Source organism: Alcaligenes sp., from assembly GCF_050255915.1.
Taxonomy (GTDB): Bacteria; Pseudomonadota; Gammaproteobacteria; order Burkholderiales; family Burkholderiaceae_B; genus Alcaligenes; species Alcaligenes aquatilis.
This window is the reverse complement of record NZ_JBFWIQ010000013.1, coordinates 83,042-107,954: the sequence shown is the minus strand read 5'-3', so window position 1 is coordinate 107,954 and position 24,913 is coordinate 83,042. Positions and strand designations below refer to the sequence as shown.

Annotated in this window: 23 protein-coding genes; 12 read left to right on the top strand and 11 right to left on the bottom strand. The window is 57.6% G+C overall.

Annotated elements, in window-relative coordinates:
• The first annotated feature begins 43 nt into the window (after nt 1–43).
• The gene (gene phnX, locus AB7E06_RS15765; RefSeq protein ID WP_094197682.1) at nt 44–886 is read left to right on the top strand and encodes a phosphonoacetaldehyde hydrolase; all 843 of its coding nucleotides are present in this window, start codon (nt 44–46) and stop codon (nt 884–886) included.
• Nucleotides 887–964: 78 nt separating this feature from the next.
• On the opposite strand, the gene AB7E06_RS15760 is transcribed toward phnX, so the two are convergent.
• The 5 genes from AB7E06_RS15760 to AB7E06_RS15740 all read right to left on the bottom strand — a co-directional run bounded on the left by AB7E06_RS15760 (nt 965) and on the right by AB7E06_RS15740 (nt 7,666).
• Complete coding sequence (locus tag AB7E06_RS15760) at nt 965–1,858, bottom strand: LysR substrate-binding domain-containing protein (protein WP_094197681.1); 894 nt, start codon at nt 1,856–1,858, stop codon at nt 965–967.
• Between the two features lie 59 nt (nt 1,859–1,917).
• Nucleotides 1,918–4,065, bottom strand: a complete 2,148-nt coding sequence (locus AB7E06_RS15755) for a phosphocholine-specific phospholipase C (protein WP_427957546.1) — start codon at nt 4,063–4,065, stop codon at nt 1,918–1,920.
• A gap of 73 nt (nt 4,066–4,138) precedes the next feature.
• A complete protein-coding gene (locus AB7E06_RS15750) occupies nt 4,139–4,378 on the bottom strand; it encodes a hypothetical protein (protein ID WP_108728573.1) in 240 nt (79 codons plus the stop codon).
• Between the two features lie 11 nt (nt 4,379–4,389).
• Nucleotides 4,390–6,636: an alkaline phosphatase family protein gene (locus AB7E06_RS15745; RefSeq protein ID WP_427957544.1), complete on the bottom strand. Its 2,247-nt coding sequence runs from the start codon at nt 6,634–6,636 to the stop codon at nt 4,390–4,392.
• 82 nt (nt 6,637–6,718) lie between these two features.
• The gene (locus AB7E06_RS15740; protein ID WP_427957543.1) at nt 6,719–7,666 is read right to left on the bottom strand and encodes a LysR family transcriptional regulator; all 948 of its coding nucleotides are present in this window, start codon (nt 7,664–7,666) and stop codon (nt 6,719–6,721) included.
• Nucleotides 7,667–7,848: 182 nt separating this feature from the next.
• Here AB7E06_RS15740 and AB7E06_RS15735 point away from each other — a divergent pair, with 182 nt between their 5' ends.
• Together AB7E06_RS15735 and AB7E06_RS15730 are read left to right on the top strand one after the other, a co-directional pair.
• Nucleotides 7,849–8,949: an alkene reductase gene (locus AB7E06_RS15735; protein WP_427957541.1), complete on the top strand. Its 1,101-nt coding sequence runs from the start codon at nt 7,849–7,851 to the stop codon at nt 8,947–8,949.
• A 31-nt stretch (nt 8,950–8,980) separates the two neighbouring features.
• The gene (locus AB7E06_RS15730; RefSeq protein ID WP_427957539.1) at nt 8,981–10,003 is read left to right on the top strand and encodes a zinc-binding alcohol dehydrogenase family protein; all 1,023 of its coding nucleotides are present in this window, start codon (nt 8,981–8,983) and stop codon (nt 10,001–10,003) included.
• A gap of 136 nt (nt 10,004–10,139) precedes the next feature.
• On the opposite strand, the gene AB7E06_RS15725 is transcribed toward AB7E06_RS15730, so the two are convergent.
• Nucleotides 10,140–10,667 (bottom strand): DUF2478 domain-containing protein, encoded by a 528-nt coding sequence (locus AB7E06_RS15725; RefSeq protein ID WP_108728583.1) that lies wholly within the window; start codon nt 10,665–10,667, stop codon nt 10,140–10,142.
• A gap of 341 nt (nt 10,668–11,008) precedes the next feature.
• Between AB7E06_RS15725 and AB7E06_RS15720 the strand changes: the two genes are divergently transcribed.
• A complete protein-coding gene (locus tag AB7E06_RS15720; RefSeq protein WP_094197673.1) occupies nt 11,009–11,758 on the top strand; it encodes an IclR family transcriptional regulator in 750 nt (249 codons plus the stop codon).
• 334 nt (nt 11,759–12,092) lie between these two features.
• Here the strand turns inward: AB7E06_RS15720 and AB7E06_RS15715 are convergent, their stop codons facing one another.
• The 3 genes from AB7E06_RS15715 to AB7E06_RS15705 are packed head-to-tail and all read right to left on the bottom strand — an operon-like array spanning nt 12,093 to nt 15,027.
• On the bottom strand, nt 12,093–12,845 hold the full coding sequence (locus AB7E06_RS15715; protein WP_249460168.1) for an enoyl-CoA hydratase/isomerase family protein: 753 nt from the start codon (nt 12,843–12,845) through the stop codon (nt 12,093–12,095).
• The gene (locus AB7E06_RS15710) at nt 12,842–13,993 is read right to left on the bottom strand and encodes a CaiB/BaiF CoA transferase family protein (protein ID WP_094197671.1); all 1,152 of its coding nucleotides are present in this window, start codon (nt 13,991–13,993) and stop codon (nt 12,842–12,844) included. Before AB7E06_RS15710 ends, AB7E06_RS15715 begins: the two co-directional genes overlap by 4 nt.
• Before the next feature lie 47 nt (nt 13,994–14,040).
• Nucleotides 14,041–15,027 (bottom strand): MDR family oxidoreductase, encoded by a 987-nt coding sequence (locus AB7E06_RS15705; RefSeq protein ID WP_427957536.1) that lies wholly within the window; start codon nt 15,025–15,027, stop codon nt 14,041–14,043.
• Nucleotides 15,028–15,368: 341 nt separating this feature from the next.
• Between AB7E06_RS15705 and AB7E06_RS15700 the strand changes: the two genes are divergently transcribed.
• The 4 genes from AB7E06_RS15700 to AB7E06_RS15685 are packed head-to-tail and all read left to right on the top strand — an operon-like array spanning nt 15,369 to nt 19,916.
• Nucleotides 15,369–16,367 (top strand): Bug family tripartite tricarboxylate transporter substrate binding protein, encoded by a 999-nt coding sequence (locus tag AB7E06_RS15700; protein ID WP_121739557.1) that lies wholly within the window; start codon nt 15,369–15,371, stop codon nt 16,365–16,367.
• A 34-nt stretch (nt 16,368–16,401) separates the two neighbouring features.
• Entirely contained in the window at nt 16,402–18,504 is a 2,103-nt protein-coding gene (locus AB7E06_RS15695; RefSeq protein WP_427957534.1) for an acetate--CoA ligase family protein, read from the top strand.
• Between the two features lie 43 nt (nt 18,505–18,547).
• Nucleotides 18,548–19,300, top strand: a complete 753-nt coding sequence (locus AB7E06_RS15690; RefSeq protein ID WP_094197667.1) for an enoyl-CoA hydratase/isomerase family protein — start codon at nt 18,548–18,550, stop codon at nt 19,298–19,300.
• A gap of 55 nt (nt 19,301–19,355) precedes the next feature.
• Complete coding sequence (locus AB7E06_RS15685; RefSeq protein ID WP_427957532.1) at nt 19,356–19,916, top strand: cysteine dioxygenase; 561 nt, start codon at nt 19,356–19,358, stop codon at nt 19,914–19,916.
• Nucleotides 19,917–19,945: 29 nt separating this feature from the next.
• Here AB7E06_RS15685 and AB7E06_RS15680 read toward each other — a convergent pair whose 3' ends face one another.
• Complete coding sequence (locus tag AB7E06_RS15680) at nt 19,946–20,431, bottom strand: YbaK/EbsC family protein (protein ID WP_094197665.1); 486 nt, start codon at nt 20,429–20,431, stop codon at nt 19,946–19,948.
• A 117-nt stretch (nt 20,432–20,548) separates the two neighbouring features.
• Here AB7E06_RS15680 and AB7E06_RS15675 point away from each other — a divergent pair, with 117 nt between their 5' ends.
• Together AB7E06_RS15675 and AB7E06_RS15670 are read left to right on the top strand one after the other, a co-directional pair.
• Nucleotides 20,549–20,968: a DUF411 domain-containing protein gene (locus tag AB7E06_RS15675; RefSeq protein ID WP_108728589.1), complete on the top strand. Its 420-nt coding sequence runs from the start codon at nt 20,549–20,551 to the stop codon at nt 20,966–20,968.
• A 116-nt stretch (nt 20,969–21,084) separates the two neighbouring features.
• Complete coding sequence (locus AB7E06_RS15670; protein ID WP_230019252.1) at nt 21,085–21,468, top strand: DUF4168 domain-containing protein; 384 nt, start codon at nt 21,085–21,087, stop codon at nt 21,466–21,468.
• Nucleotides 21,469–21,617: 149 nt separating this feature from the next.
• On the opposite strand, the gene AB7E06_RS15665 is transcribed toward AB7E06_RS15670, so the two are convergent.
• Entirely contained in the window at nt 21,618–22,712 is a 1,095-nt protein-coding gene (locus AB7E06_RS15665) for a metal-dependent hydrolase (RefSeq protein ID WP_264672032.1), read from the bottom strand.
• Between the two features lie 213 nt (nt 22,713–22,925).
• Here AB7E06_RS15665 and AB7E06_RS15660 point away from each other — a divergent pair, with 213 nt between their 5' ends.
• Both AB7E06_RS15660 and AB7E06_RS15655 read left to right on the top strand, forming a co-directional pair.
• Nucleotides 22,926–23,933, top strand: coding sequence for a rhodanese-related sulfurtransferase (locus AB7E06_RS15660; protein ID WP_094198427.1), 1,008 nt, complete (start codon nt 22,926–22,928; stop codon nt 23,931–23,933).
• Between the two features lie 148 nt (nt 23,934–24,081).
• Nucleotides 24,082–24,765, top strand: a complete 684-nt coding sequence (locus AB7E06_RS15655) for a glutathione S-transferase (protein WP_094197662.1) — start codon at nt 24,082–24,084, stop codon at nt 24,763–24,765.
• Nucleotides 24,766–24,913 lie beyond the last annotated feature (148 nt).

The following is a 24,913-nucleotide window of genomic DNA, read 5'->3' as shown; positions in this document are numbered from 1 at the left end:
GGTTTTTAAGCCGGCTTGTTTTTAGGACTGAAGGTTGCAAACAATGACTCAGAATTTCAATGCGCTCAATACGCTGATGTCGGACAAGGTCGAAGCTGTCATTTTTGACTGGGCAGGCACGCTGGTCGATTTCAGCTCCTTGGCACCGACGCAGATTTTTGTAGATGCCTTTGCCACATTTGGCATTCAAATCAGCCTGGAGCAGGCCCGTGGTCCGATGGGTTTGTCCAAGCGTGATCACATCCGTACCTTGCTGGCCACCGAGTCGATTCAGAATCAGTGGCTGGCTCAGTTCGATCGTGCGTCTACCGATGCCGACATTGACGCCATTTATGAGCGTTTTATGCCTATGCAGATCGAGAAGGTAGCGGAATACTCGGCCCCGATTGAGGGTGCGGCTGCTGTGCTGGAAGAGTTACGTGCCAAGGGTATCAAAATTGGTTCTTGCTCCGGCTATCCGCGTCAGGTGCTGGATGTCTTGTTGCCCGCCGCTGCCAGCCAGGGCATTGCGCCGGACTGCATTATTGCCGGTGATGAGTTGCCTGCTGGTGGCCGACCTGGCCCCTTCATGGCACTGGCCAATGTGCTGGCTTTGGGTGTGGGCGATGTGCGTCGCTGCATCAAAGTGGACGATACCGTACCGGGTATTGAAGAAGGCCGCCGCGCCGGTATGTGGACGGTAGGGTTGAGCCTGTCGGGCAATGAAGTGGGGCTGTCCCTGGAGGAACTGGCTCAAACGGATCCGGCAGAGGTACAAGCGCGGGTGGAGCGTGCCAGTGAACGTTTGCGTCAGTCGGGTGCTCATTACGTAATTGAAACCGTGGCCGATTTCCCGGCTGTGGTGCAGGCGATCCAGGCACGTCTGGCACAAGGCGAGACACCCTGATTCTGTGGGGGCATTGAATCAGGACTGGTAAGAAGGGCGGGGCGACAAGCCCCGCCCTTTTTGTTGTCTGCTTGTTGTTCAGGCAACGGTACTGGCGACGGGCAGGGCGCTTTGATGATGAGCGATTGCATCAAAAAAGGCAGCGACCAAACGAGATTCCCGACGCTCGTGCAAACAGCAGACGTGGATCTGCGTCCAGACCGGCTCGTTTTGAATACGCACCACACGCAAGCGCGGGTCTGGCACGTATTCGGATTCGGAGACCGTGCCCACTCCCAGGCCGCGAATAACCGATTCGCGCAGGGCTTCGCGGCTGCCTATTTCCATGGCCACATCTACCTTGATCTTGCGTTCGTGTAAGGCGTCTTCCAGTGCCTTGCGCGTTGTTGAGCCTTCTTCGCGCATCAGCAAGGGCTCACCGGCCAGCTCCTCCAGTGCAATGTTATTGCGTCGGGCGAAAGGGTGGTCTTGGCGCACAAAGGCGATGACCGGGTAGCGAGCGTAAGGTTGCATGTAATAGCGGCGCTGTGGCTGGCAACTGGCAACCACGCCAACATCGCAGATGTATTGATCCAGATCGTCCAGTACCAATTCCGAGTTGCCCAGTTTGACGGACTGCTTGATGCGTGGATATACCGCATGAAAGGATGCGATCAGCTCGGTGACGTGATAGGGGCTGACGGCACCCAGCTTCAAGGTGCCGTAATGCAGTTTGCCACTGCCATCGAGCATCTGGCGCATGTCGGATTCCAACGAGATCATGCGTCTGGCCATGGGCAGCATTTCCAGCCCCAGGGTAGAGAGCTCGACGCGTCGGCCGCGGCGGTGAAACAGCTCGGCCCCATAGTCGCGTTCAATGATTTGAATTTGTGAACTAAGCGTGGTGTGGCTCATGTTCAAGGCCCGCGCGGCGGCTGAAAAGCCGCCGTGCTGGGCCACCATGACGAAGGCCCGTAATTGGTTGAGCGTCATCGTACTTCTCTAACAGTGCTTTCCGGAACGGACCTTGACATTGTGCCTGGGCAGTATGACTAGCGTGCGACACCCATGGCCGGATCGCTGATGCCATCCCGGCCAGTTTCCAGGCGACCGGCAAAGCGGCGCTCGAAGGACTCACCCATGGTGGCGGTGAAGTCGTACCAGTTGCCCGAGACTTCCAGCGACCAGCGCGCATCCATTTGCATGCCCGGATCAACGGTGTAGACCCAGGGGCCATCCTCGCGATAGGCGTTGGCGCTCACCGTGACGGTCGCGGCCTGATCCCCTATATTCATGATGGTCAAGGACACGGCATTGGCCTGGGGCTCGTAGCACACACGCACTTCTGGTTTGGGGCCTTGGCGCAGCGCGTGGATGTTGCCCTTGAAGTGGCGATGGTAGCCGTTTGGCCCCAACACCCACAGGCTGTAGTTGCCCTTGTGATCTGCATGGATGGTCCAGGCGTCCGAGATGATCTTGTTGGCCTCCACCGTAAAGCGTCGTGGATAGTCCGAGAGTTGCAGCTCGTCGTACACATGGAACACGGTGCCTTGCGTGCCGGTATTGCTGAACGTTAACCAGACCTGCTCTTTGTCCAGGTCCACATTGGCGCTGGTGTGCAATTGGTAGGGCAGGGCGCGTGAAGGGCGCAGCATTAAGTCCTGGCTGGGCATGGGCTCTGTGCCCACAGGGGGCATGGGCACCTTGCCTGCACCGGCTTGCTGGCTCAAGGTTGCGTCTGCCTGTTCGCGCGTCGGTGCTGGACTCAAGGCGGGTTTGGAGGCATTGGGCGATTTGAAATCAAAGCAGGAACGCATATCGCCGAATACGGCGCGGCGCCAGGGGCTGATATTGGGTTCTTGCACACCAAAGCGTTGCTCCAGAAAGCGCAGTACCGAGGTGTGGTCAAACTGTTGGGAATTGACCCAGCCACCCACGCTCCACGGGGAAATAATCAGGGTGGGCAGACGTGGGCCGGCCCCGAAAGGGCGGCCATCGGGTGCTACCTTGCGCGAGTCCCCGTCAGGGGCAGGCATGGTGTAGTACTCATTGGAGACATCTACCGTGGACTTGCCTTCCAATGAGCCATCTCGATTGCGCCACGGAGGGGCAGGAGGGGGCATGTGGTCAAAGAAGCAGTCGTTCTCGTCGTAGTTCACGATCAGGACGGTCTTGCTCCAGATCTCGGGCTTTTCGGTCAGAATGTTCAGCAGTCGCTCCAGATACCAGGCGCCCTGGCCGGGCACACCCATGCTGGGGTGTTCACTGTAGGGGCCGGGGGCCACAATCCAACTGACCTGTGGCAATTGGCCCATGTTGATGTCATCGGCAATGGCTTGCAAAAACCCGCCGTCAGGCATGGTGTTGCCAAAACCCTTGTACAAGGGGGAGAGAGCTTCCATTTGAGGGGAGTATTCGGCATCAGGAGAGCCTAGTGTGGCCAGGTCTTCATTCACCTTGCGGTAGGACGCAAAGGCCACGAGCTGGTTGTTATTGCTGTTGTTGCCGGGGCGGTTGTACACCTTCCAGCGCACACCGGCCTCTTGCAGACGCTCTGGGTATGTCGTCCAATCCAGACCATCGTCGGACGGGCCCAGGCGACCCCAGTTGGAGTTGGTCACGCAGGCGCGATCAATCAGATTGGCCCCGTTACTGCCACTCCACAAGAACATGCGGTTGGTGAAGGTGCCGGTATTGATAGAGGTGTGGTAGGCGTCGCAAATAGTAAAGGCATTAGCCAGTGACCAATGAAAGGGCAAGTCGGACTCTTTCAGGTAGCCCATAGCGACGTTGGTGTACTTGGCTTTGGGCCAGTTTGCCATGCGACCGCCATCCCAGGCCTCCTGCTGGTCGTTCCAGTCGTGTGCGCCGCCAACACGCAAGGCATTGCCTTTGGTCGCATCCAGGTAATAGGGCTGCACCATGCCGTTGGTGCCTTGCTGACGCCAGACCGATTCGCCCGATGCCATCGGGATGGTGATGCGGTCGCTGAAACCGCGCACGCCTGGCATGGTGCCGTAGTAGTGATCAAAAGAGCGGTTTTCCTGCATCAGGATAATGACGTGCTCGACGTCATTAATGGTTCCCGTGGCGTTATTGGCGGGGATAGCCAGCGCCTTTTGAATAGCAGGCGGAAAGGGGCCCAAAGCGGCCGCACTGGCAGCCAGTCGCAGAAAATTACGGCGATTGATGTGAGTCATGGGGAAAGCCTTGTCGATAAGTGGTTGGAGTGGAGCCAGGCAAGGACATCTGTCGTGCCGGGCTGCCATGCGCTTAAGGTGCGCAGTCCAATTGCGAGTTCGGGGTGGGCGGCGTGCCAAGGTCCGTGCCTTGCTCCCCTTGAGAGCCCGTGGCCGGGGGCGTCACAATAGGCACTTGCTCGCTGCTCGAGCCTCCTGTGCCGGGCGGGGGTTCGGCAGCGCTGGAGCCTCCGTCACTGCAGGCGCTCAATAGCAAAGCAGTCATGCCGATGGCCAGGGCACTGCGTACAGCGCGTAAATCAAGAACGTTCATGGTGGCCTCGCTTAGTGTGTGCTCAGGCTGGACAGGGGTTTCTTGGACCAGTAGATCGAGCTCAGCTCCTGATCGCTCAGAACACGGTTCCACATGGCCAGGTCACCAAACATTTGCTGGGTGGGCGGAGCAACAGAGCATTTGCCTACGGTATAGGGAGGCGTGACCGAGCCATTGCATTTGTTCATCAGGAACGTGCCGGTGCCATCATCGCCAATGCCCCATTGCGGGAAGGGCGAGAGCTTGGAGACATCCACTGCACCCGTGGATTTGTTGGTAGCCACGCGCGTAACCTGCTCGGTAGAGGGATCAAACACGCGCATGTTCATGGTCTTGGCAACACCGTCCACCGAAAAAGCAAGGTGTACCCACTTACCTACTGGAATCTGGGTGTAGGGATTGGTTGGGCCGTCGGCACGTACTCCACCCGAGCCAATATTGAAGGCAATGCCGCACTGGTTTTGGATGCCACTGTTGAACAAGCCAATGGCGACACCGGCATTGGCACCACTGACGTAGTTCTTGTTGGACAAGACGGTGACATTGTTGCGATCAATGCACTTGGGCACCTGATACCAAAAGCCAATGGTGAATTGCGGGTTGCTGCCCGTGGAGATGTCAAAGCCTTGAGCTGGCGTCATGCGATAGCCTTCCAGACCTTCTTCGGTGACATAGTTGGTGTCAACCAGCAAGCCATGCGTGCCTGTAAAGGGACCGGGCACGACCAGGCCCGCCGCATTGGGCAGGTCGTTGGAGGCCGGTGTCATGGTGCTGTTTTTCTGCGCGTCTACAGGGGGCAGGTTGGCGCTAAAGGGATAGTAGGAGACCAGGCCATTGAGCAGGGAGGCTTCCAGAGGGACGGGAGGCAAATACGAGATGGGCGGGCTGAACAGACTGCGCCAGGCGGCATCGGTGCCTGAACCGGCCTGCACGGTGTAGTCAAACTGGTAGGTGCCCCGGTCAGACAGACCAGCGGTGGCCTGGTTGTCGGTATAGCTTTGTGTGCCAGCCGGTAGGCGTGACGCGATTACCTGGCCGTCCCGCAAAATATCGATAGAGGCATCGGCGGGGGCTTTCCAGTCCAGTTTGATTGCAACGGCAGAGGAGTGGTTGTCCAGCACCGTGGCTTGCAGACTCGTGACGGCTTGAGGGCCTAGCAGGCTGCTGCCATCGAGCTTGTAGTCGGCAGCCGGAGGCAGCTTGTCCAGATACCGCATGATGGTAGGGGCCACATCCACCAGGCTGTTGTACTGATACAGCTCGGGCAGCGTAGCAGGTACGCTGGCGCCAATGCCATGTTCTCCTGTGTTGACGGCCTGATTGATGGCCAGGAAGGTGGTGGATTGGGGCAGCAAAGGCAAGCCATTATCCTGGCCGTGTTCGCTCAGGCCATGGCTGCCGGTCACGATCACCAGCCACTCGCGGTCTTTTTGCTTGGCAGCAGCGTTCAGCAAGGTGCCGATTTCCTTGTCCAGCTTGCTTAAGGTAGCGTTGTAGCCCGGTGATTCAATGCCGAAGTCCAGCGCAGCATCTTTGGCAGCGCGATACTGAACCAGAACCTTGCGGTAGTCCCCTTTGATCATCGTCAGGGCCTGGCTGGAGACGCAGGACAGGGTAACGGTTTGTGGAGAACAGTCGGCCAGCTCATGCAGACGCTCGGCATCGTGGTCGGCCTTGAGCAAGTGTGCCAAGCCTTTGGATGCCACGGCTGCAGCATTCTGTCCGTTTTGCTCGGAGTGGAACAGGCTGTTTTGGCGCAGCACCTGATCCGGCGCGGTAGACACGACGCCATGACGGTTGGCCCAGGTTCCGGTCAGTAGGCTGGCCCAGCTGGGCATATCCAGATTGGCTTGTTGGCTGGGGGTGCCGGCGACGCCACCGCTGTAGGCCAGTTGTACGTGCAGCTTGGCCAGATTGGGCAGGCTGCCATCGGCAATGCCTTGCTGCACGGCCTGGTAGGTTGCCCCATCCAAATTGATGATCAGGGCGTGGCGGGTGCTAGGGGTATCCGGCTTGTCCGGGTTGACGGGTGTTTCGGGCTCCGCTTCCTGGCCGTTGCCTGTGCCGGACCCGCTGCAAGCGGCCAAGGTAGCCGATAGGGTGGCCACCGCGAGGGCTTTGAGCAGACCGGGTTTACCAAAGACAGGCCGGGACAGGCCTTGGAATGGCAACGCATGGCTGCTCGGATGGGAATTTTCAGAGGGATAAGGAAAGCCGGGCCGCTGGGAGGCGGAGCGGGCCGTGTGCGCATGTCTCATGATTCGATAGCCTTGTCACTGATGTTGGGGAAAGGGTCGATCGAATTAGAGCAAGGCAGGATGACGGCCTTGGGTCGATATCCTAGACGTTCATCGTCGTTCCTGTGTGCTTTTTCGGCAGATGGGGCGACTGCTCCCAGCGTTCCAGGCGTTCCTGCATGAACTGATGCAGCTGGCGCAGCAAGGGGGTAATTTGCTGCCGTCCGGCTGCCAGCAAATACAGGGGAGTGCTCTCGCCCAGCCAGTCCTCGCAGATAGCGCGCAAGCGGCCATTGGCAAGGTCCGGGGCCACGTCGAAGTAGGATTTGTAGGCGATACCTTTGCCCAGCAAGGCCCAGCGCCGGACGACATCTCCGTCGTTGGAAACATTGACTGCCCGGACTCGGACAAAGGTAGCCGCTTGACCAGTACGCTCAAATTTCCAGCGATCATGAACATCGTCTCCCAGCATGAAGCACAGACAGTCGTGCTCCTGCAGTTCCAGAGGGGAGGTGGGGGTGCTGTGCTGCTTCAAGTAGGAGGGGGCGGCGCACAGTACCCGGCGGTGTGTCGGCGCTAAAGGCATCGCCACCAGATTGGAGTCTGCTGGATGGCCATAGCGAAAGGCGGCGTCAATGGGTTCGCTGTACACGTTGGCCAGCCGGTCGGACAGATGCAGGCGTATGTCTATGCCCGGATTGGCATCCTGAAATTCGTTTAACCAAGGCAACAGCACGTTGCGTCCCAGGTCAGACGGTGCGGCCAGCTTCAGTTGGCCACGGGAGCCGGGGCCACCGCTGGCCAGTTGCAGGCTGGCCTGTTGCAGGGCGGACAGGGCGGGACGGCATTGAGCCAGGAACACTTCGCCTTCAGAGGTCAGTCGCAAATGGCGGGTGGAGCGCAGGAAAAGCTGTACGCCCACTTCCGCCTCCAGACGTTTGAGTGCCGCGCTGGCCGCTGCCGGTGTAATGCCCAACCCTCGCGCTGTGGCCGATAGGCTGGCAGTGTCTGCGGTGCGAACAAAAATTTCCAGATCCTGCAGTGCTTTCATGGCGTGTCTCGCTGGGCTGAGTTCAAGGTGTTTATGCTGAAAAGTGAACTAATGGGATTAATTATGATGCGATTTTCAAAATATTTTTGAAAATCGTTTCAAGCAAAGGCCTGTTTTTCTAAAGAGTATGAAAAGGCACACTGTGATCCACACTTCCACTTTCTTGATGAGGGTTGCAAATCATGGCTTTAGAGACATCTGTTTTGTTTTCGGCGTTAAACGTGGGCAGCTTGCAGCTACCCAACCGTATCGTGATGGCTCCCATGACGCGTAGCCGTACCGATCAGCCGGGGGATATTCCGAATGCGTTGATGGCCCAGTATTACGCTCAGCGTGCCAGTGCAGGTTTATTGATCAGCGAAGCCACGCAGATTTCTCGGCAAGGGCAAGGCTATAGCTTCACTCCCGGTATTTACACTCAGCAGCAGGTGCAGGGCTGGCGTCTGGTAACGGATGCCGTGCACCAGGCCGGTGGTCGGATTGTCTTGCAACTGTGGCATGTAGGCCGGATGTCTCATGCCAGCTTTCATGCCGATGGGCAGACTGTGGCTCCTTCGGCCTTATCGCCTCAGGCCCAGGTTTGGGTCGTGGGGGAGGATGGGGTGGGGCGGATGCTGGATTGCCCCGTGCCGCGTGCTCTGACCGAGCAAGAGATTGCCGCCGTGATTGAGGACTATCGCCAGGCGGCTGCCAAGGCGATACAAGCCGGTTTTGATGGCGTGGAAATCCATGGGGCCAATGGCTACCTGATTGATCAGTTCCTGCGTACCACCTCTAACCATCGTGAAGATGCGTATGGCGGCAGTGTGGAAAACCGTATTCGTTTTGCCAGAGAGGTGGTCGAAGCAGTAGCGGGAGAGATAGGGGCAGAGCGCACGGGTATCCGTCTGGCTCCCTTTATTACGCAGCGAGCCATGAACTGCCCCGAAATCATTCCAACCATCTTGCAGTTGGCGAAGGTACTGGACGGCAAGGGCCTGGCCTACATTCACTTGTCAGAGGCTGATTGGGATGATGCCCCTGAGACTCCTGATGATTTTCGCCATGCTTTGCGTGCCCATTTTTCGGGTCGAATTATCGTTGCGGGCAAATATGACGCAGACCGAGCCGAGCAGATTGTAAAGAGTGGCCTGGCTGATCTGGTGGCATTTGGCCGCCCCTTTATTGCCAATCCAGATTTGCCAGCACGCTTGCGTCATCAGCTTCCCTTAGCCAGCTTCGACCCCCACACCTTGTTTGGAGGTGGCGCACACGGCTACACCGATTATCCGAGCATGGCCTAAGACAGACGACTGATATTAAAAAGGAAAAAAGATGAAAGCGATTGCCTACAAAGTCCCTCAAGCGATTGAGCAGCCCGAGTCCCTGTTGGATGTTGAGTTGCCCGACCCGGTGGCCACAGGCCGTGATCTGTTGGTGCACGTACAGGCGGTGTCGGTTAATCCGGTCGATACCAAGGTTCGCCAGTCGGCCTTTCCTGCTGATGGAGAGGAATACAAAGTATTGGGTTGGGATGCCTGCGGGATTGTGCAGGCGATAGGGCCAGAAGTTAGTTTGTTTCAGCCTGGTGATCGCGTCTGGTATGCCGGCTCCATTGCTCGCCCCGGCACAAACAGCCAATTGCATTTGGTGGACGAGCGCATCGTGGCCCATGCCCCGAAAACGCTGGATTTTGCGGCGGCGGCTGCCTTGCCCCTGACCACCATTACGGCCTGGGAGATGCTGTTTGACCGCTTGGGCGTAGCCCCAGGAAAGGCTCCTGCTGGCAAGACTTTACTGATTGTGGGGGCGTCTGGTGGTGTGGGTTCTATTTTGACGCAGTTGGCTTCCCGCTTGACCTCTTTGACCGTCATTGGCACTGCTTCCCGCCCTGAAACCCAAGCTTGGGTGAAGGAGCTGGGCGCGCATCATGTCATTGACCACAGCCAGCCTTTGGCAGCGCAACTGGAGCGCATCGGGCATCCGGAAGTGGATTATGTCGTCAGCCTGACGCATACCGATCAGCATTTTGACCAGCTCGTGCAGGTCATTGCCCCGCAGGGGAAATTCGGTTTGATTGATGACCCGGCCAGTCTTGATGTGGGCAAGCTCAAACGCAAATCTGTGTCTTTGCATTGGGAATTCATGTTTACCCGTTCCTTGTTTGGCACGGACGATATGCAGGCCCAGCACCGTTTGTTAAGCGAAGTCGCAGCCCTTATTGATGCGGGCTTGATACGTACTACCATGACGGAGCGTTTTGGCAGTATCAATGCCAGCAATATGAAGAAAGCCCATGCCTTGATCGAGTCGGGCAAGGCAAGGGGCAAACTGGTTCTGGAGGGGTGGGGCCAGTAGCACCAAGCTGTGTTCTAGCCTTTAGCAGGCTGTAGGCTTACTGCTGTTCAGGCGTGGAGCTAGTTGATAAGGGCCGGCCGCATGGCCTTGGGTGGCTTTGCAGGTTTTGTGAGGGCAATCGTGTCAGGTGGCCGATTCAGGCTGCCTGACGGCTACTCTCGAACCAGTTCCACAGTGCCTGGCGCTCTGGCGCCAGCTCCACGGCCAGCCCACCTGTAAACTCACGCCAGGCAGGCAAATAGGTGTGGGCGACCACGGTCAACACCGGGTAGCCTTGGTCGATCAAGGCCATGATTTCATTGTTAAAACCCTGGCCGTCTGCTTCCATGATGCCAAAGCGATTCACAATCACCAGATCGGCAGGGCTTTCCAGCGCCTGCCGCAGCACTTCGCTGGCTTCCAGCAAGGCGCCAATATCCAGACAGCAAGCCGTGGATTCCGAACCCAGGTTCTGGGTGATGGGATAGAGCGTGCCCTTGTCCAGATCCTGCACGGTGCGCAGGCTATGACCTTCCTTCTGGATTTCCGGGCCTTGCACCAGACCACAGACGCGGTAGTTTTTCGCGCGCAACTCCTGCACGAATTCCAGCAGCAAGGCGTCGGCACTGCCTTTGCCTGCATGCACGATGGCCGCAAGGGCAAAGGGCGTAGAAGGGGTGTCCATCGGGGTTGGGCTCCAGGCGACTGTTGAGTTTATGGATTAAAGACACGTTGTACACGCTTTTAGTAATCGCTGGGAAGCGGCAAGTGGGCCTGGGTTTGCTGCCGCACTGCATGGGCCTAGACGGGTATTCAGACTGAAGTACGTTCAACACTGAGGATCCTGATACCTGAATATCATGACCTGTTCAGGCTGGTGTTCGCCCATGTCAGGGGCACTGAAGAATAAGTAGGGCCAGGGCTGCTTGCTTGTTTCGATTTTGAATCAGTCTTGTCACCACCAAGGGCCTAGGCCCGGTTCCATGAGACAATTCATGCACTTTTAGTGATTGATGGGATATTCGATTGGACAAGACTTTTGTTAAGGGCCTGGTGCTCCTGGAAGCCCTGGCCAAGCACGAACGAGGCTCGGGTGTGACCGAGCTGGCCAATCAACTGATGCTCAATAAAAGCAATGTGCATCGACTGTTGCAGGCACTGGTTCACCAGGGTTTTGCGCGCAAGAACGAAGACACCGGGCGCTACGAGCTGACCATGAAACTGTGGGAGTTGGGCTCGGGCTTGGCCAATCGGCTGGATGTACGCGTGGAGGCTTTGCCCTTCATGAAAGAGCTGGCCGAGCAAACCCAGGAAACAGTGCATTTGTCGCTGCTTGATGGGGTCGAGGTGCTGTATATCGAAAAGATCGACAGCCCGCAGCCTGTGCGTGCCTACACCACCGTGGGCGGACGCTCGCCTGCGCAATGTGTGGCAACGGGCAAAGCGATGTTGGCCTGGGCCAGTGAAGATACCTTGAATCTGATCAAGAACCGTCTCAAACCTTATACGCCGCGTAGTCTGGTCAAGTTTGGCGATTTGCGCCGTGAACTGGAACAAGTGCGCGAACAGGGGTATGCGATTAACCGGGGCGAGTGGCGTGAGCAGGTCGTGGGTGCGGCTGCACCTATTTACGACAGTCGGGCAATGGTGGTGGCGGCGTTGGGCATTTCCGGGCCTGCCGAGCGCCTGGAAGAAGCGCGTCTGATTCAGGCCGGTAAAACCTTGATGACGGCAGCGGCGCAGATCTCGCGCCGCTTGGGTTATAGCGGTCGCTAAGCCGTTCTAGAAGACAGGTTCCGGGCTGGATGACGCAGCCCGGATTGGAACTGCTGTTAAAACTTGGATGGCTTCGCCCATGTTTTGTCGCCGGGCCGCCCCAAGGCAAAAACTCCCCCTCGGGGGGCAGCAAGCCGAAGGCGTAGCGTGGGGGCTTTTTTTGTCGCCGGGCCGCCCCAAGGCAAAAACTCCCCTCGGGGGGCAGCAAGCCGAAGGCGTAGCGTGGGGGCTTTTTTTGTCGCCGGGCCGCCCCAAGGCAAAAACTCCCCCTTGGGGGGCAGCAAGCCGAAGGCGTAGCGTGGGGGCTTTTTTTGTCGCCGTTCAATATCAGCGTTCAAGACTTTGCGGCCTGCCTGAAGGCCGCGATTCTTTCCTTGATGCCGGGTGCGGAAGCCGAGCGCACCAAGGCTGCCATATCCCGATCAGCCTGTTGTGGGCAACCCGTTAACTGATGCAGATAGGTGCGACTGCTCGCGTCCAGCAAGCCCGCGGTTTCTTGAGCTTGCTCGATGACCGCAGGCCACGCGTCGGACTCTTGCGTGTCGTCAATAAATCCCAGTTGTTTTGCTGTGGCAGCATCAAAAACCTGGCTTCCTGCCAAAAGTTGATGAGCCTGCTGACCGCCGATCAGGGCCGCCAGTCTGCCAGTTCCCAAGGCTAGCCCAAACTGCAGTCCAGGCATGCGAAAGCGCGCGTCCGCGCTGGCCACGCGCTGACGGCAGACAGCAATCAAATCCACGCCTGCGCCGAAGTTTTGCCCATGCGCCAGGGCTAGGGTGGCGCACGGTGTGTGGGCCAGCCTCTGCAAGAGGGTTTCGATGCGGATAAAGCGCAGCACCAGATCCCCCTCGCTTTGCTGCTCGTAGTCGCTGAAGTCAAAACCGGCACTGAAATTACGGCCTTCACCGCGCAAGATCAGCAGATCGGCCTGGGCCTGTTCTGCGGCCTGCACGGCCGCGATCAGGGCTTCGACTAGCTCGGCCGACAAGGCATTGCGTTTGTCGGGCCGGTTTAGCGTCAGGGTCCAGACTTTGCCCGCGCAGTCCACGTTCAGGCTGGGGCTGCGGCTGCAATACGGCGCTGTCATGGGGTGACTCCGTGCAAGATGCTGTCGTTATGTTCGCCCAGCGCGGGGGGGGGCAGACGGACGGGCAAGCCCACCCCATTGATACGCAAGGGCGAGATAAAGCTGCGGGTGTCCGTATCCGTACCCGGCAGGCGAATGTTTTGCACCCATTCCATATGTTCGACCTGCGGGTCGCGCAAGACGTCGGAATAGCGGTTGATGGGGCTGCAGGGTACGCCTTGGGCACGGAATTGGGCCAGCCAATGTTCGCAGTCGTGCTGCACAAAAATGGCTTCCAGCAATTCACGCAAGGCGTCTTGATGTTTGGCGCGCAGGGTGGTGCTGGTAAAGCGTTCATCCTCGGTCAGATCCGGGCGTTCAACAACCTGACAGACAGAGCGCCACAGCGCGTCGTTGCCTGCGGCCATGGCGAAGTAGCCGCCTTTGCACTGGAAGGCCTGGTAGGGCGCATTGCGTGGATGGGCGGAGCCCAGCTTGTCCGGGTCGCGGCCACTGCCGAAATACTCCGAGGTTTGCAATGCAGCGATGGCTAGTGTGGTCCCCAGCATGGGTACGTCTATATGCGCGCCCTGGCCGGTGGCACGAGCTTGTGGCAAGGCGGCGCTGATGGCAAAAGCCGCATATAAACCGGCAGCAAAATCGGCCAATGGGACCCCGCATTTAACCGGGGCACCGCCTGCCTCGCCAGTGACGCTCATCACCCCGCTCATGGCCTGAATCGTCAGGTCGAAACCGCCTTCTTGCGAGCGTGGGCCGCTTTGTCCATAGGCGGAAATGGAGCAGTACAGCAGTCTGGGGTTAATAGCTTTCAGACTCTCGTAGTCCAGTCCTAAACGTTGCATGACGCCGGGCCGGTTGTTCTCCAGCAAGACATCGGCATTCAGCACCAGTTGGCGTGCCTTGGCCACATCGTCAGGGTTTTTCAGATCCAGCGTCACCGAGCGCTTGTTGCGGTTTAGCGAAGCAAAGTTCTCGCTGTAGCCCTGGTTGATGGGCGGCCAGCTTCGTAAGGTGTCTCCCCCTTTGGGGTGTTCGATTTTGATGACGTCAGCCCCCATATCGGCCAACAACATACCGCAGTACGGGCCAGCGGCCACATTGCAAAATTCCAGTATCCGAACCCCGTTCAGGGGCAATGTCGTATCCATGAATCAGCTCCAGAGCGTGATATAGGTAGATGGGGGCCGACAGGGCCTTAGGCGTTCACATCAACCACGATGCGGCCGCGTACTTTGCCCTCCAGTAGCTGGCCGGCCTGATCAATGGCTTGGGAAAGCGTGATGGTGCTGGCACCGATGCGCTCCAGGGCCTCGATGGACAAATGCTTGGCCAGCAAGTCCCAGGCCGCCAGACGCTCGGGTTTGGGGCAATGGACGCTGTCCACACCGATCAATTGCACGCCGCGCAAAATGAAGGGGGCCACAGAAGCGGGGAAGTCCATGCCCTGGGCCAGACCGCAGGCGGCCACTGCGCCCAGATATTGTGTGCCTGCGCAGACATTGGCCAGGGTGTGGCTACCCACGCTGTCAATGGCTCCAGCCCAGCGTTCCTTGCCCAGCGGTTTACCAGGTTCGCTTAAGGTATTGCGGTCCACAATCTCGTTGGCGCCCAGGGCCTTCAGATAGCTTTCTTCCTGAGGACGGCCTGTGCTGGCCATCACGGTGTAGCCCAAAGCATGCAGCAGGGCCACGCTGACACTGCCTACGCCACCGGCGGCACCCGTCACCAGAATGGGGCCTTTGTCGGGTGTCACGCCTTGGCGTTGCAAGGCACGCACGCACAGGGCAGCGGTGTAGCCGGCGGTACCAATCATCATGGCTTGCTGGGTGGAGAAGGCTTCGGGCAGCGGAATCAGCCAATCGCCTTTCACGCGGGCCAACTGTGCCAGACCGCCCCAATGCACTTCGCCCACGCCCCAGCCGTTCAGCACCACTTTTTGGCCGGCGTTGAAATTCGGATCGCTGCTGTCGGTGACCGTACCGGCAAAGTCGATGCCGGGCACCATGGGGAACTGGCGCACCACGGGGGACTTACCCGTGATGGCCAGGCCGTCTTTGAAGTTCAAGGTGGAGTAGTCGATGCGAACCGTGACCGAGCCGTCGGGTAGAGCAGATTCGTCCAGGGATTGCAGGCTGGCCTTGTATTGGCCGTCGGTTTTGTCGATGACGATGGCAGAGAACATGAATGAATTCCTTCGATCAGTTAAAGGGTTTTGTTCTGATATTTGGAACGGCGTTCTTAAAAATGACGTAAAAAATCGGTGTTTTCATTGTATCTAGAAGTGCGTTGCGGTCAAGCCCAACGCGACATGATGATTGAACTGGGGAAATCCCGGAGGGGATTAATAGTTGACACTTGAAATCAAATCTCCCACTATTTGAACCGTTGTCCTCAGTTGCTTGTGTTGTTGCTGTCTGTTGTACTCGCGCCGTTTTCACGGCATTTTTAAGATCAAAAACAAGAACAGCGTTCTATATAATGGAACAATAAGAGAGAAAAACTCTCACACAGGAGGCAAGGATCATGTCTAATTCTTTTTTTTCGCGTACAGGGTTTTTACGCACAATACTGGTTTCGGGTCTGGTGGCAGTGAGCAGCTTTTCTGCCCCGGCGGCCATCGCGGCCGATACCTATCCCAGCCGTGAAGTCACTTTTGTGGTTCCCTATCCCCCCGGCGGCAATAGCGATAATCTGGCGCGCGTGTTTGCCGACCGTTTGCGCGTCAAGCTAGGCGTTCCCATCGTCATTGAGAATCGACCCGGTGGCACGACGTCGATTGGGACTTCCATCGTAGGTCGTGCCAAACCTGATGGCTATACCTTGTTGCTGGCCACCAGCACGGCTTTTACGGTGCTGCCCTATATACGCGATGTGCCGTATGACCCGGTCCAGGGCTTTGAGTTTATCGGCAGCCTGGCGGGTTATCTGCCCATCATGACGGTCCGTAATGACTTGCCTGTCTCCAATCTGAAAGAGTTTGTTGAGTTGGCGCGCAAAGAGCCTGGAACCTTGACCTTTGGCTCTGCAGGCATTGCGTCGGGCGGTCATTTGGCCGGCGAGATCTTGAAAAATTCGCAAAAGCTGGATCTATTGCACGTTCCCTTCAAGGGTTCAGCGGACACCATGACGGCCTTGCTGGGCAAGCATGTTGATTTTTTTATTGATGGTGTCGGGCTGGAACTGGTGAAAAGTGGTAAAGCCAAGGCCTTGGTCACGTATGCCAGTGTGCGCCACCCCGAATTGCCAGATGTGCCCACTCCCGGTGAAGAAGGTTTTGAGCTCGCTTTGCCTTTTGAAGGCTTCTGGGGGCTGGCTGCGCCCGCCGGCACGCCCGAGCCGGTCATACAGAAATTGGCCAAAGCCACGGAAGAAATCCTGGCCGAGCCGCAAACCCAGGAGCGTTTTCATCGCATCAGTGTCAGCGCCAGTTGGAAAGATGGGCAAGCCTATGCCAAAGATCTGGAAAAAAGCCGCGCCTATTACCGCGAGCTCCTTAAGACCATCAAGATGAGCGATGAGTAAACGCTCACAGAACCCCCAACAGGAGAAACATGGGATGGAGACCGTCACTTGCGTCAGCACACTGGACGCGTTGCTGGACCCGGCATCCATAGCCTTGGTCGGCGCCTCGGAGGATCAGTCCAAGTTTGGTGGGCGACTGTTTCGCATGTTGCTCAAGCACGGTTATGGCGGCAAGGTCCTACCCATCAATCCCAGCCGCAGCAGTCTGTTTGGTTTGCCTGCTGTGCCCGGTCTGGCTGCGCTGGACAGTGCTCCGGATCTGGCCGTGTTTACGGTGGGAGCCGATACCGTTCTGGAGCAGGCACAGATTGCGGCCCAAATGGGGGTGCGCGGTCTGCTGGTGATCTCTGCAGGCTTTGCCGATGCAGGCGAGCGAGGGCTGGAGCGTGAGCAAGCCTTGCTGCGTATCTGTCGTGACTCGGGCATGCGCCTGATCGGCCCTAATTGTTTGGGCATGATCAGCCCCAGCCGCAATCTGGTGCTGTGTTCTTCGCCGGTGCTGGACAGAGACAGTCTGCCGGAGCGGCCTATTGGTTTTGTCAGCCAAAGCGGTGCCTTGATGACCACGTATTTTGATCGGGCATGGGCGATGGGCGGCGGCTTTACCTATGGCTTCTCGGTGGGCAATCAGGCGGACCTGGACCTGTGCGACTTTGTGGATTTCCTGATTGATGATCCCCAGACGCAGGTGATCTGTACCTATATAGAAGGCATTAAAGATACCCAGGCTTTGCGTCGTACGGCTCGCCGGGCTCAAGCCGCAGGCAAGCCCTGGCTGGCCGTTAAGGCCGGGCGTTCCAGTGCGGGCAAGGCGGCCGCCTTTTCGCATACCGCCAGCGTAGCGGGGGACCATGATGTGTTTGCCAGTGTCTGCCGCGATGAAGGCATCAGCCTGATGGACGATATGGGAGCCATGCTTTTGTTGGCAAACAGCATGGTGCGCTTTACCAGCAACAAGATTTCCAAGGTCGCGATTGTGACACCGTCAGGTGGTGGAGGGGCCTTGGCTGCCGATGCCTTGGCAGACCACGGCGTGGAGCTGTCCAACTTTTCTGCTTCTACCAAGCATGCTTTGGCCGCCCACTACCCGGCCGGGCAGGCGGATAACCCGGTGGATTTGGGAGCGCGTCTGACTCAGGACTCCACCGAGGTAGCCCGCGCCACCTTGGATGCCTTGATGCAGGATCAGCAAAGCGATGCGGTATTGATTACGGCCTCCATGTGTCCGCAGGAATGGATGGCGGCTCTGATTGAAAAAATCATCCATCCCGAACCGCACTGGGCCAAGCCCGTCATGGTGGCCTTTGATGCCGGTGCAACGTCCGAGCCTTTGCGGCAGAAGCTGGCCCAGCACGGCCATGCGTATGCCAGCTCCAGTCTGGAGGCGGCCTTGGCCTTGTCGGCCTGGAAACGTCATGGGCAGTTTGTGCCGCGTCAGGCGGCTTTGCGCCCCAGCGCTTGCCAGGCTCCTACCGTGATGCCGCGTGGTGTCCTTAATGAAGATCAGTCCAAGCGTTTGCTGGCGCATTACGGTTTGCCGGTGAATCTGGGTCAGGTATGCGAGGACGTGGAGCAGGCCGTGGCGCAAGCGGAGCAGATGGGCTATCCGGTGGTGATGAAGATCGTCTCTCCCGACATCGTCCATAAAACCGAAGCGGGCGGGGTGGCGCTGGATGTGGCCGACGAGGCCAGCTTGCGACGTGATTTTGCCCGGCTCTACGCGAATGCCAAAGCCTATAAAGCGGATGCCCGTCTGGAAGGTGTTTTGGTGCAGGCCATGGCCAAGGGCGATGTGGAATTGCTGATCGGCGCGCGCCAGGATGCGCAGTTTGGCCCGGTGGTGGTGTTTGGTGCGGGCGGCATTCTGGTGGAAATGTTGTCAGACCGGGTCATTGCGGCCGCACCGCTAACCTTGGCTGATGCGGACCGGCTCTTGTCCACCTTGATGATCGACAAATTGTTGAAGGGGTACCGGGGGCGCATGCTGGATCGGGCCGGTGTGCTCGATGCGATTGTGCGTGTCAGCTTTCTGGCCCACGACTTGCGCGATACCGTGTTTGAACTGGATATCAACCCATTGATCGTGGCGGCCACCCGTTGTCATGCTGTCGATGCCCGCCTGTCCATAGGCACATAAAACCAATACTTATTCTTTGAAAAATACCCAGGAGGAGTCAACCATGTCGGATTATCAGTGCATTCTTGTAGAAAACCACGATGACGGTGTTTCCATCTTTACGATCAATCGACCTGATCGCCGCAATGCCTTGAGCGCCACCGTGGTCAAGGAATTACAGCAGGCTTTTCTGGCCTTTGATGAAGATCCCACACGCCGCGTAGCCGTGCTGACCGGGGCAGGGAACGATGCCTTTTCAGCCGGTGCTGACGTCAATGAGTGGCCCGAATTGTGGCGTGCTATTCCCACGGTAGGCTTTGAAACCGACAAGCCCATTATTGCGGCCGTCAGTGGCTGGTGCGTGGGTGGGGCCTTGGTGATGGCTATGATGACGGACTTGCTGGTAGCTTCCGAGAGTGCCAAGTTTTCTTACCCTGAAGCCAAGCTGGGCTTTACGGGGGGCATCATTTCCGGGCTGGCCTCGCGCATTCCCCATCACGCTGCCATGGAAGTGATCTTGTTGTGTCGCACTCTGGAAGCCCGTCGTGCCTACGATCTGGGCTTTGCCAATGAGGTGGTGCCGGTCGGGGAGCACGTCCAGGCGGCGGTGCGCATGGCGCAGGATCTGGCCAAGATGTCGCCGCGCGTGCTGCAAACCTTGAAGCGCTTTATCAATAATGAGGTGCTCACGCGTGGTCCGTCTGAGCAAATGGCGCGTACCATGCGACACCTGAAAGCAATCGAGGATAGTTATGATGCCAAGGAAGGGATGAACGCGTTCAAAGAAAAACGCGCCCCGGTGTATCTGAACAAATAAGAATTGATTCACGCATTGGGCCGCAAGGCCCAGTCAACGATGGAGACATCCCCGTATGCACCCCCGTTTTGAGCGCTTTATCCAAGGGATGAATGAACTGACGGCCCGCCCTGCGGTGGGCGAGGCGGATATCTTGCGTGATGGCCGCGTTTTGCTGGGCGAGCTGGTGGCCCAGGACGACTGGCTGGCCCCGGAGTACACCCAGCCCCATCCGCAGTTCTATCAGCAGTACTTGCTGTATTGCTGTCCGCAGGAACGCTTTTCCGTGGTCAGCTTTGTGTGGGGCCCCGGCCAGAAAACGCCTATCCACGACCATACGGTGTGGGGCTTGATTGGCATGTTGCGTGGCGCCGAACGTTCCCGGCCTTTTGACCGTGATCCTGATACCGGCCATATGACAGAAGAAGAGACACAGATTCTGGAGCCGGGCGTGGTGGAAATGGTGTCACCCACGGTGGGCGATATACACGAGGTCTCCAATGTGTATGACGACCAGGTGTCCATCAGCATTCACGTTTATGGCGCCGATATCGGCAAGGTACGCCGCCATGTGTTTGACCCGCAGACCGGGCAGGCCAAGGAGTTTATCTCCGGTTATGCCAACCGGCCTGCATAAGTCTAGGTCCTGCCCGGAGGCTTGCCCCCTCAGGATGCCTGTTCAAGCATGACAGGTGGCTGGGTCACATCAATCCATTGTGCGCTGGTCAGCTCGGCCAGGCGTTGTGGGGTGATGCGTACCGCAGAATTAATAGAACCTGCTGCAGGCAGCACTGTGTCGTAGTCCTGCAAGGACAGGTCGCAGTAGATCTCCAGCGGGGTGGCCAGACCAAAGGGGCAGACCCCGCCGACTGGGTGGCCCGTCAAGGCTTCGGTGCTTTCCAGGTCCAGCATTTTCACACGCGTACCAAAGGCATTGCGCAGCTTCTTGTTGTCCAGGCGGGCATCACCGCGAGCGACCAGCAAGACCACTTTATCGCCTGCTTTCAGACTCAGTGTTTTGGCAATCTGCCCAGGTTCGACTTGGTGCACTTGCGCGGCCAGCACCACGGTGGCCGTGCTTTCGGTGGTTTCAATCACCTGCAGATCGGCAGCGTGTTCGTTAAAGAACTGTTTGACGGAATCAAGACTCATAGCGGATCGGGAAGGATTAGTGTGTTTTGTTAAACTTTTTTGCGAGTGCCTAGTCTTAGCCAAGTGCATCAGAGTGTCAACCAGAGCGCCGTGGCGCTGCAAAACAGGAATGTAATTGTGATTAAACCTTTATTGTTGACGGCCAGTTTGATGGTCTTTAGTTCCGTGGCATTGGCGCAGGGTCCCGCTATTACGATGTACCAGGATCCGAACTGTGGTTGTTGTGGGGGGTGGGCACAGCACATGCGCGATGAGGGCTTTGAGGTCAAAGAGGTCAAGGTCGTGAAGATTCAAGACGTGAAGCGGCTTTTTAAAGTCCCGGAGGACCTGGCGTCTTGCCATACAGCGATGATTGAGGAGACGGGCCAACTGATTGAAGGCCATGTGCCCGCCAAGGTTGTCAAACGCATGATGAACGATGGCAGTGTGCGTGGAGTTGCCGCGCCTGGCATGCCTGTCAATTCACCCGGCATGGGCCAGATGGATGGCAATTTAGTTACCGTGGACTTTGACGGGCGTCCTTACTCGCGCGACTGAAAACTGTAACGGGACAGGTGGCATGCAGATACACGAAACTACATAGCGAAACTTGTAAGCGGCCGCCGCACTTGTCATGATGAATGTTCATTGACTCTGTTCAGGAGGTTCTATCCATGCAGCCCTCAATTAAAGCTTTTCTTGCTGCTACCGCAGTCGCATTTGGCATGTACAGCCCTTTTGCGATGGCCCAGGGCAATGCGGCTCCGGCCAACTCGGCAGCCCCTGCGGCTACCCAGATCGTTAAACCTACGGATTCTCAACTGGAGCAATATGCGCGCACCTACAAGAAGGTAGCCCAGACCGCTTCGGAATATCAGCCGCGTCTGGATGCGGCCAAAAGTGATGCAGAGCGCCAATCCATCGTGCAGGAGGCCGACCAGCGTTTGGTGGGTGTGGTGACTGCCAATGGTATGGATCTGGCCGATTACAACGGGATCAGTCTGGCTATTCAACAGGACCCGGCCTTGCGCCAGCGAGTTGAAGGGATGATCAAGTAAGGTTTTTGATCCTCGGGTTTGACAGAGCACCGAGTGTCATTGTGTAGTGACCGTAGTGGGTAAATGTAAACCCCCAGGCCCTGAAAAGGCTTGGGGGTTTTTTTTGACCGTCCCCAGCGTGGGTGCCGGGCTCAGTCTAGGCATCTGGCTTATGGAAAATCCGCTTGGGCGCGTGGAATAGGGACGCCGGCATCAATGCGTTTGGCCCATTCTTGTAATGGCAGCGGCGGGACCGGCTCCCAGATACGGCGCAAAACGGGTTTGAGCAACGCGATATCGTGGCCACTGGCCCAGCGATATGGAATCACCGGCAGCCAGGTATCGTTGGCAATGCGCTCAGCGACGACAAAGCGAAAACTATATTGACCAGGGCCCATGCTCATGCGTATATCGCTGACCACCAGCAGGTCATCGATGATGTCATAGCGCAGCCAATTGTCAGAGAACCAGCGCAGTTGCTCTAACTGCTTCAAGGGTGGGAACAAGCGGGTGTAGTCGCTGTGGACGGGCAGGCACAGGGATTCGTACTGATGGCCTTTGGGGGCACGCAGGCGATCGAGCAAACCCACAACGACTTCGCATTCCCGGTCTTGCGTATCGCGTACCAGTACACGCCAGAGCAGGATGTTCATGGGTTGAGCGGCTGAATACACCCGCTCAATGTCTACCTGCTGTTGTTTGAGTTGCTCTGTTGCCTGCTGCTCGGCCCAGAACTTGGCACCGACTGAGGCAGCCAGATACAGGCTACTCAAGAGCAAGGCCCAGGTGCAGGCCCGCACCGTGGCAGGCACTGGACCGCGTATCAGGCCTATGACTGTGGCAATGAACAAGGCAAGGGTGTAGAGCGGGTCAATAATGAAGACGCTGGACCAGGTTGCCGGTGTGGCGGCCAATGGCCACAGCAGCTGTGTTCCGTAACTGGTAAAGGCATCGAGCAGAGGATGGGTAATCAAGGTCAGCCAGATTGCCAGTCCCAGCCGCCCGGCGCTGGCGCGTGCTTGTGGAAACAGCAGTCGCCACAAAATAGTGACCAGTATGGCTGCCGCGCTCAGCACGAATAACGAGTGCGAGAAACCGCGATGGCTGACCATCGCGGTAATGGGGTCGCCATATTGAATGAAGACATCCAGATCAGGCAGGGTGGCGATGATGGCACCGGATAGGACCGCCTTGCGGCCATACTGCCGCCCCAGTAGGGAGCCGCAGATGCTGGCACCGAGGACTGCTTGTGTTACGGAATCCATAGCTCTCGTGCAAAGTAAAACAGATACCGGGGCCAGATGCGGCCTGACGGCTTTAGCGTTATGATTTTAAAGTTGAATCCCCGGCGTGCCCCGTTTTTTTTGACAGGCGTCAAAGGTCCAAGGGGTATCAGTGGCGTATAGTGTACGACGGCCTACGTTATCCTTGCGCCTGCGGGCTACGCCACCGCTTCTATCCAGAGAATTCGTTTACCTATGTCTACCTACCTGATCGCGGCTTTATATAAGTTCGTGGAATTGCCCGATTTCGCCCAAATGCGCGACCCCTTGTTTGCTTTTTGTGAGCAGCACGAGGTCAAAGGCACGCTGTTGCTGGCGCGCGAAGGGATTAACGGCACTATTGCCGGCCCTCAGGAGGGTATCCGTGCCGTCTTGGCGTATCTGAACTCCGATCCACGCATTGCTGGCCTGGTGCATAAAGAATCCTATGCCGACAAGGCACCGTTTTACCGCCTCAAGGTGAAGCTGAAAAAAGAGATTGTCACCTTGGGTGTGCCAGATCTGAAAACCGCCGAAATGGTGGGCGAGTATGTTGCCCCCGAAGACTGGAATGCCCTGATCAGCGATCCGGATGTAGTGGTGGTGGATACGCGTAACGATTACGAAGTGGGCATTGGCACCTTTAACCGTGCCATCAACCCCAAGACCCAAAGCTTTACCGAGTTTCCGCAGTGGGTAGCCGAGCAGTCCAAGGAAGGGGGGGTTTTGCATGGCAAACCTCGCGTGGCCATGTTCTGTACTGGCGGCATCCGCTGTGAAAAATCCACGGCCTTCATGCGCTCGCAAGGCTTTGATCAGGTTTATCACCTGCAAGGCGGCATTCTGAAATATCTGGAAGACATTCCAGCCGCAGAAAGCCTGTGGGACGGTGACTGCTTCGTGTTCGATGAGCGCGTCTCGGTACGTCACGGTCTGGAACCCGGCGATTACGATTTCTGCCGTGCCTGCCGCATGCCCATCAACGAAGCAGAAAAAGCCTCGCCCCAGTTCGAGGAGGGCGTCAGTTGCCCTTACTGCCATGGCCATAGCTCTCCCGAGCAGGTCGAGCGTTTTCGTGAGCGCCAAAAGCAAGTGGCCCTGGCGCGCGAGCGTGAAGAGCGTCACATCGGCGTCAGCATGGACGAGCTGACCGAGCGCCGCGAAGCCGCCCGTCGCAAGGCCGAAGAGCAACGCCTGCTGGCTCAGCAAGGCAAGGACGCCTAGCCCTGATCGGGCAGCTGTGTTACCTCTACTAGCTTGATTCTGACGCTGCGTCGTTTATAGTCCGCCCTTCTGCTGAAGAAAGGCGCTTTGCATGAACGCTAGCCTGTTAAGTCCGTGCCCGCAGCACGGCTTTCTAATGGTATCGAGCATGTCCTTATCTGATCTGCCCATTTTGTATTCCTTTCGCCGTTGCCCCTATGCCATGCGGGCACGCTTGGCCATTGCAGCCAGCGGCGTTAGCTGCCAGTTGCGCGAAGTTGTACTGCGTGACAAACCCGAGGCCCTGCGTCTGGCCTCTCCCAAAGCCACCGTCCCCGTGCTGGTCTTGCCCGATGGTAAGGTCATTGATGAAAGCCTGGACATTATGCGTTGGGCTTTGAGCACTCACGATCCCAAACAGTATTTGCAGCCTGAGCAGGGTGATGCCCAGCAAATGTTGGCTCTGATTGCGGTCAATGATGGTCCATTCAAACGGCACCTGGATTGTTATAAATACCCGGATCGCCATACCGAGGATGAACAGTTCACGGATGCTGCCAGTTTCTCGGTCCTGCATCGGGGGCAGGCCAGTGAATGGCTGATGGACCTGAATGCCCGCATTGAGCAGCAGGCTTACCTGATGGGGCCGCGCCCTTGTCTGGCAGATGTGGCGATTGCGCCTTTTGTGCGGCAATTCGCACAAGTGGACAGGGCCTGGTTTGATGCGCAGCCTTGGACGGCACTCTCGACCTGGTTATTGAACTTTCAGTCCAGCCCCTTGTTCCTGAGTATTATGGATAAGTATCCTGCCTGGACGCCAGAAAGTGAGGTGGTGCGTTTTCCTGCTGTCTGATCATGCACTTCATCAGCCCGTTCAGTGCTGGCTTGAGCATGTGATGGCGATTGACTGGATGGCTGATCGAGTCATCGATGGTTGCGTTCAATGATTCAGAGCTAGACGTTCAGTGAAGATGAAAGGGCAGGGAAAGTGACGTGAAACG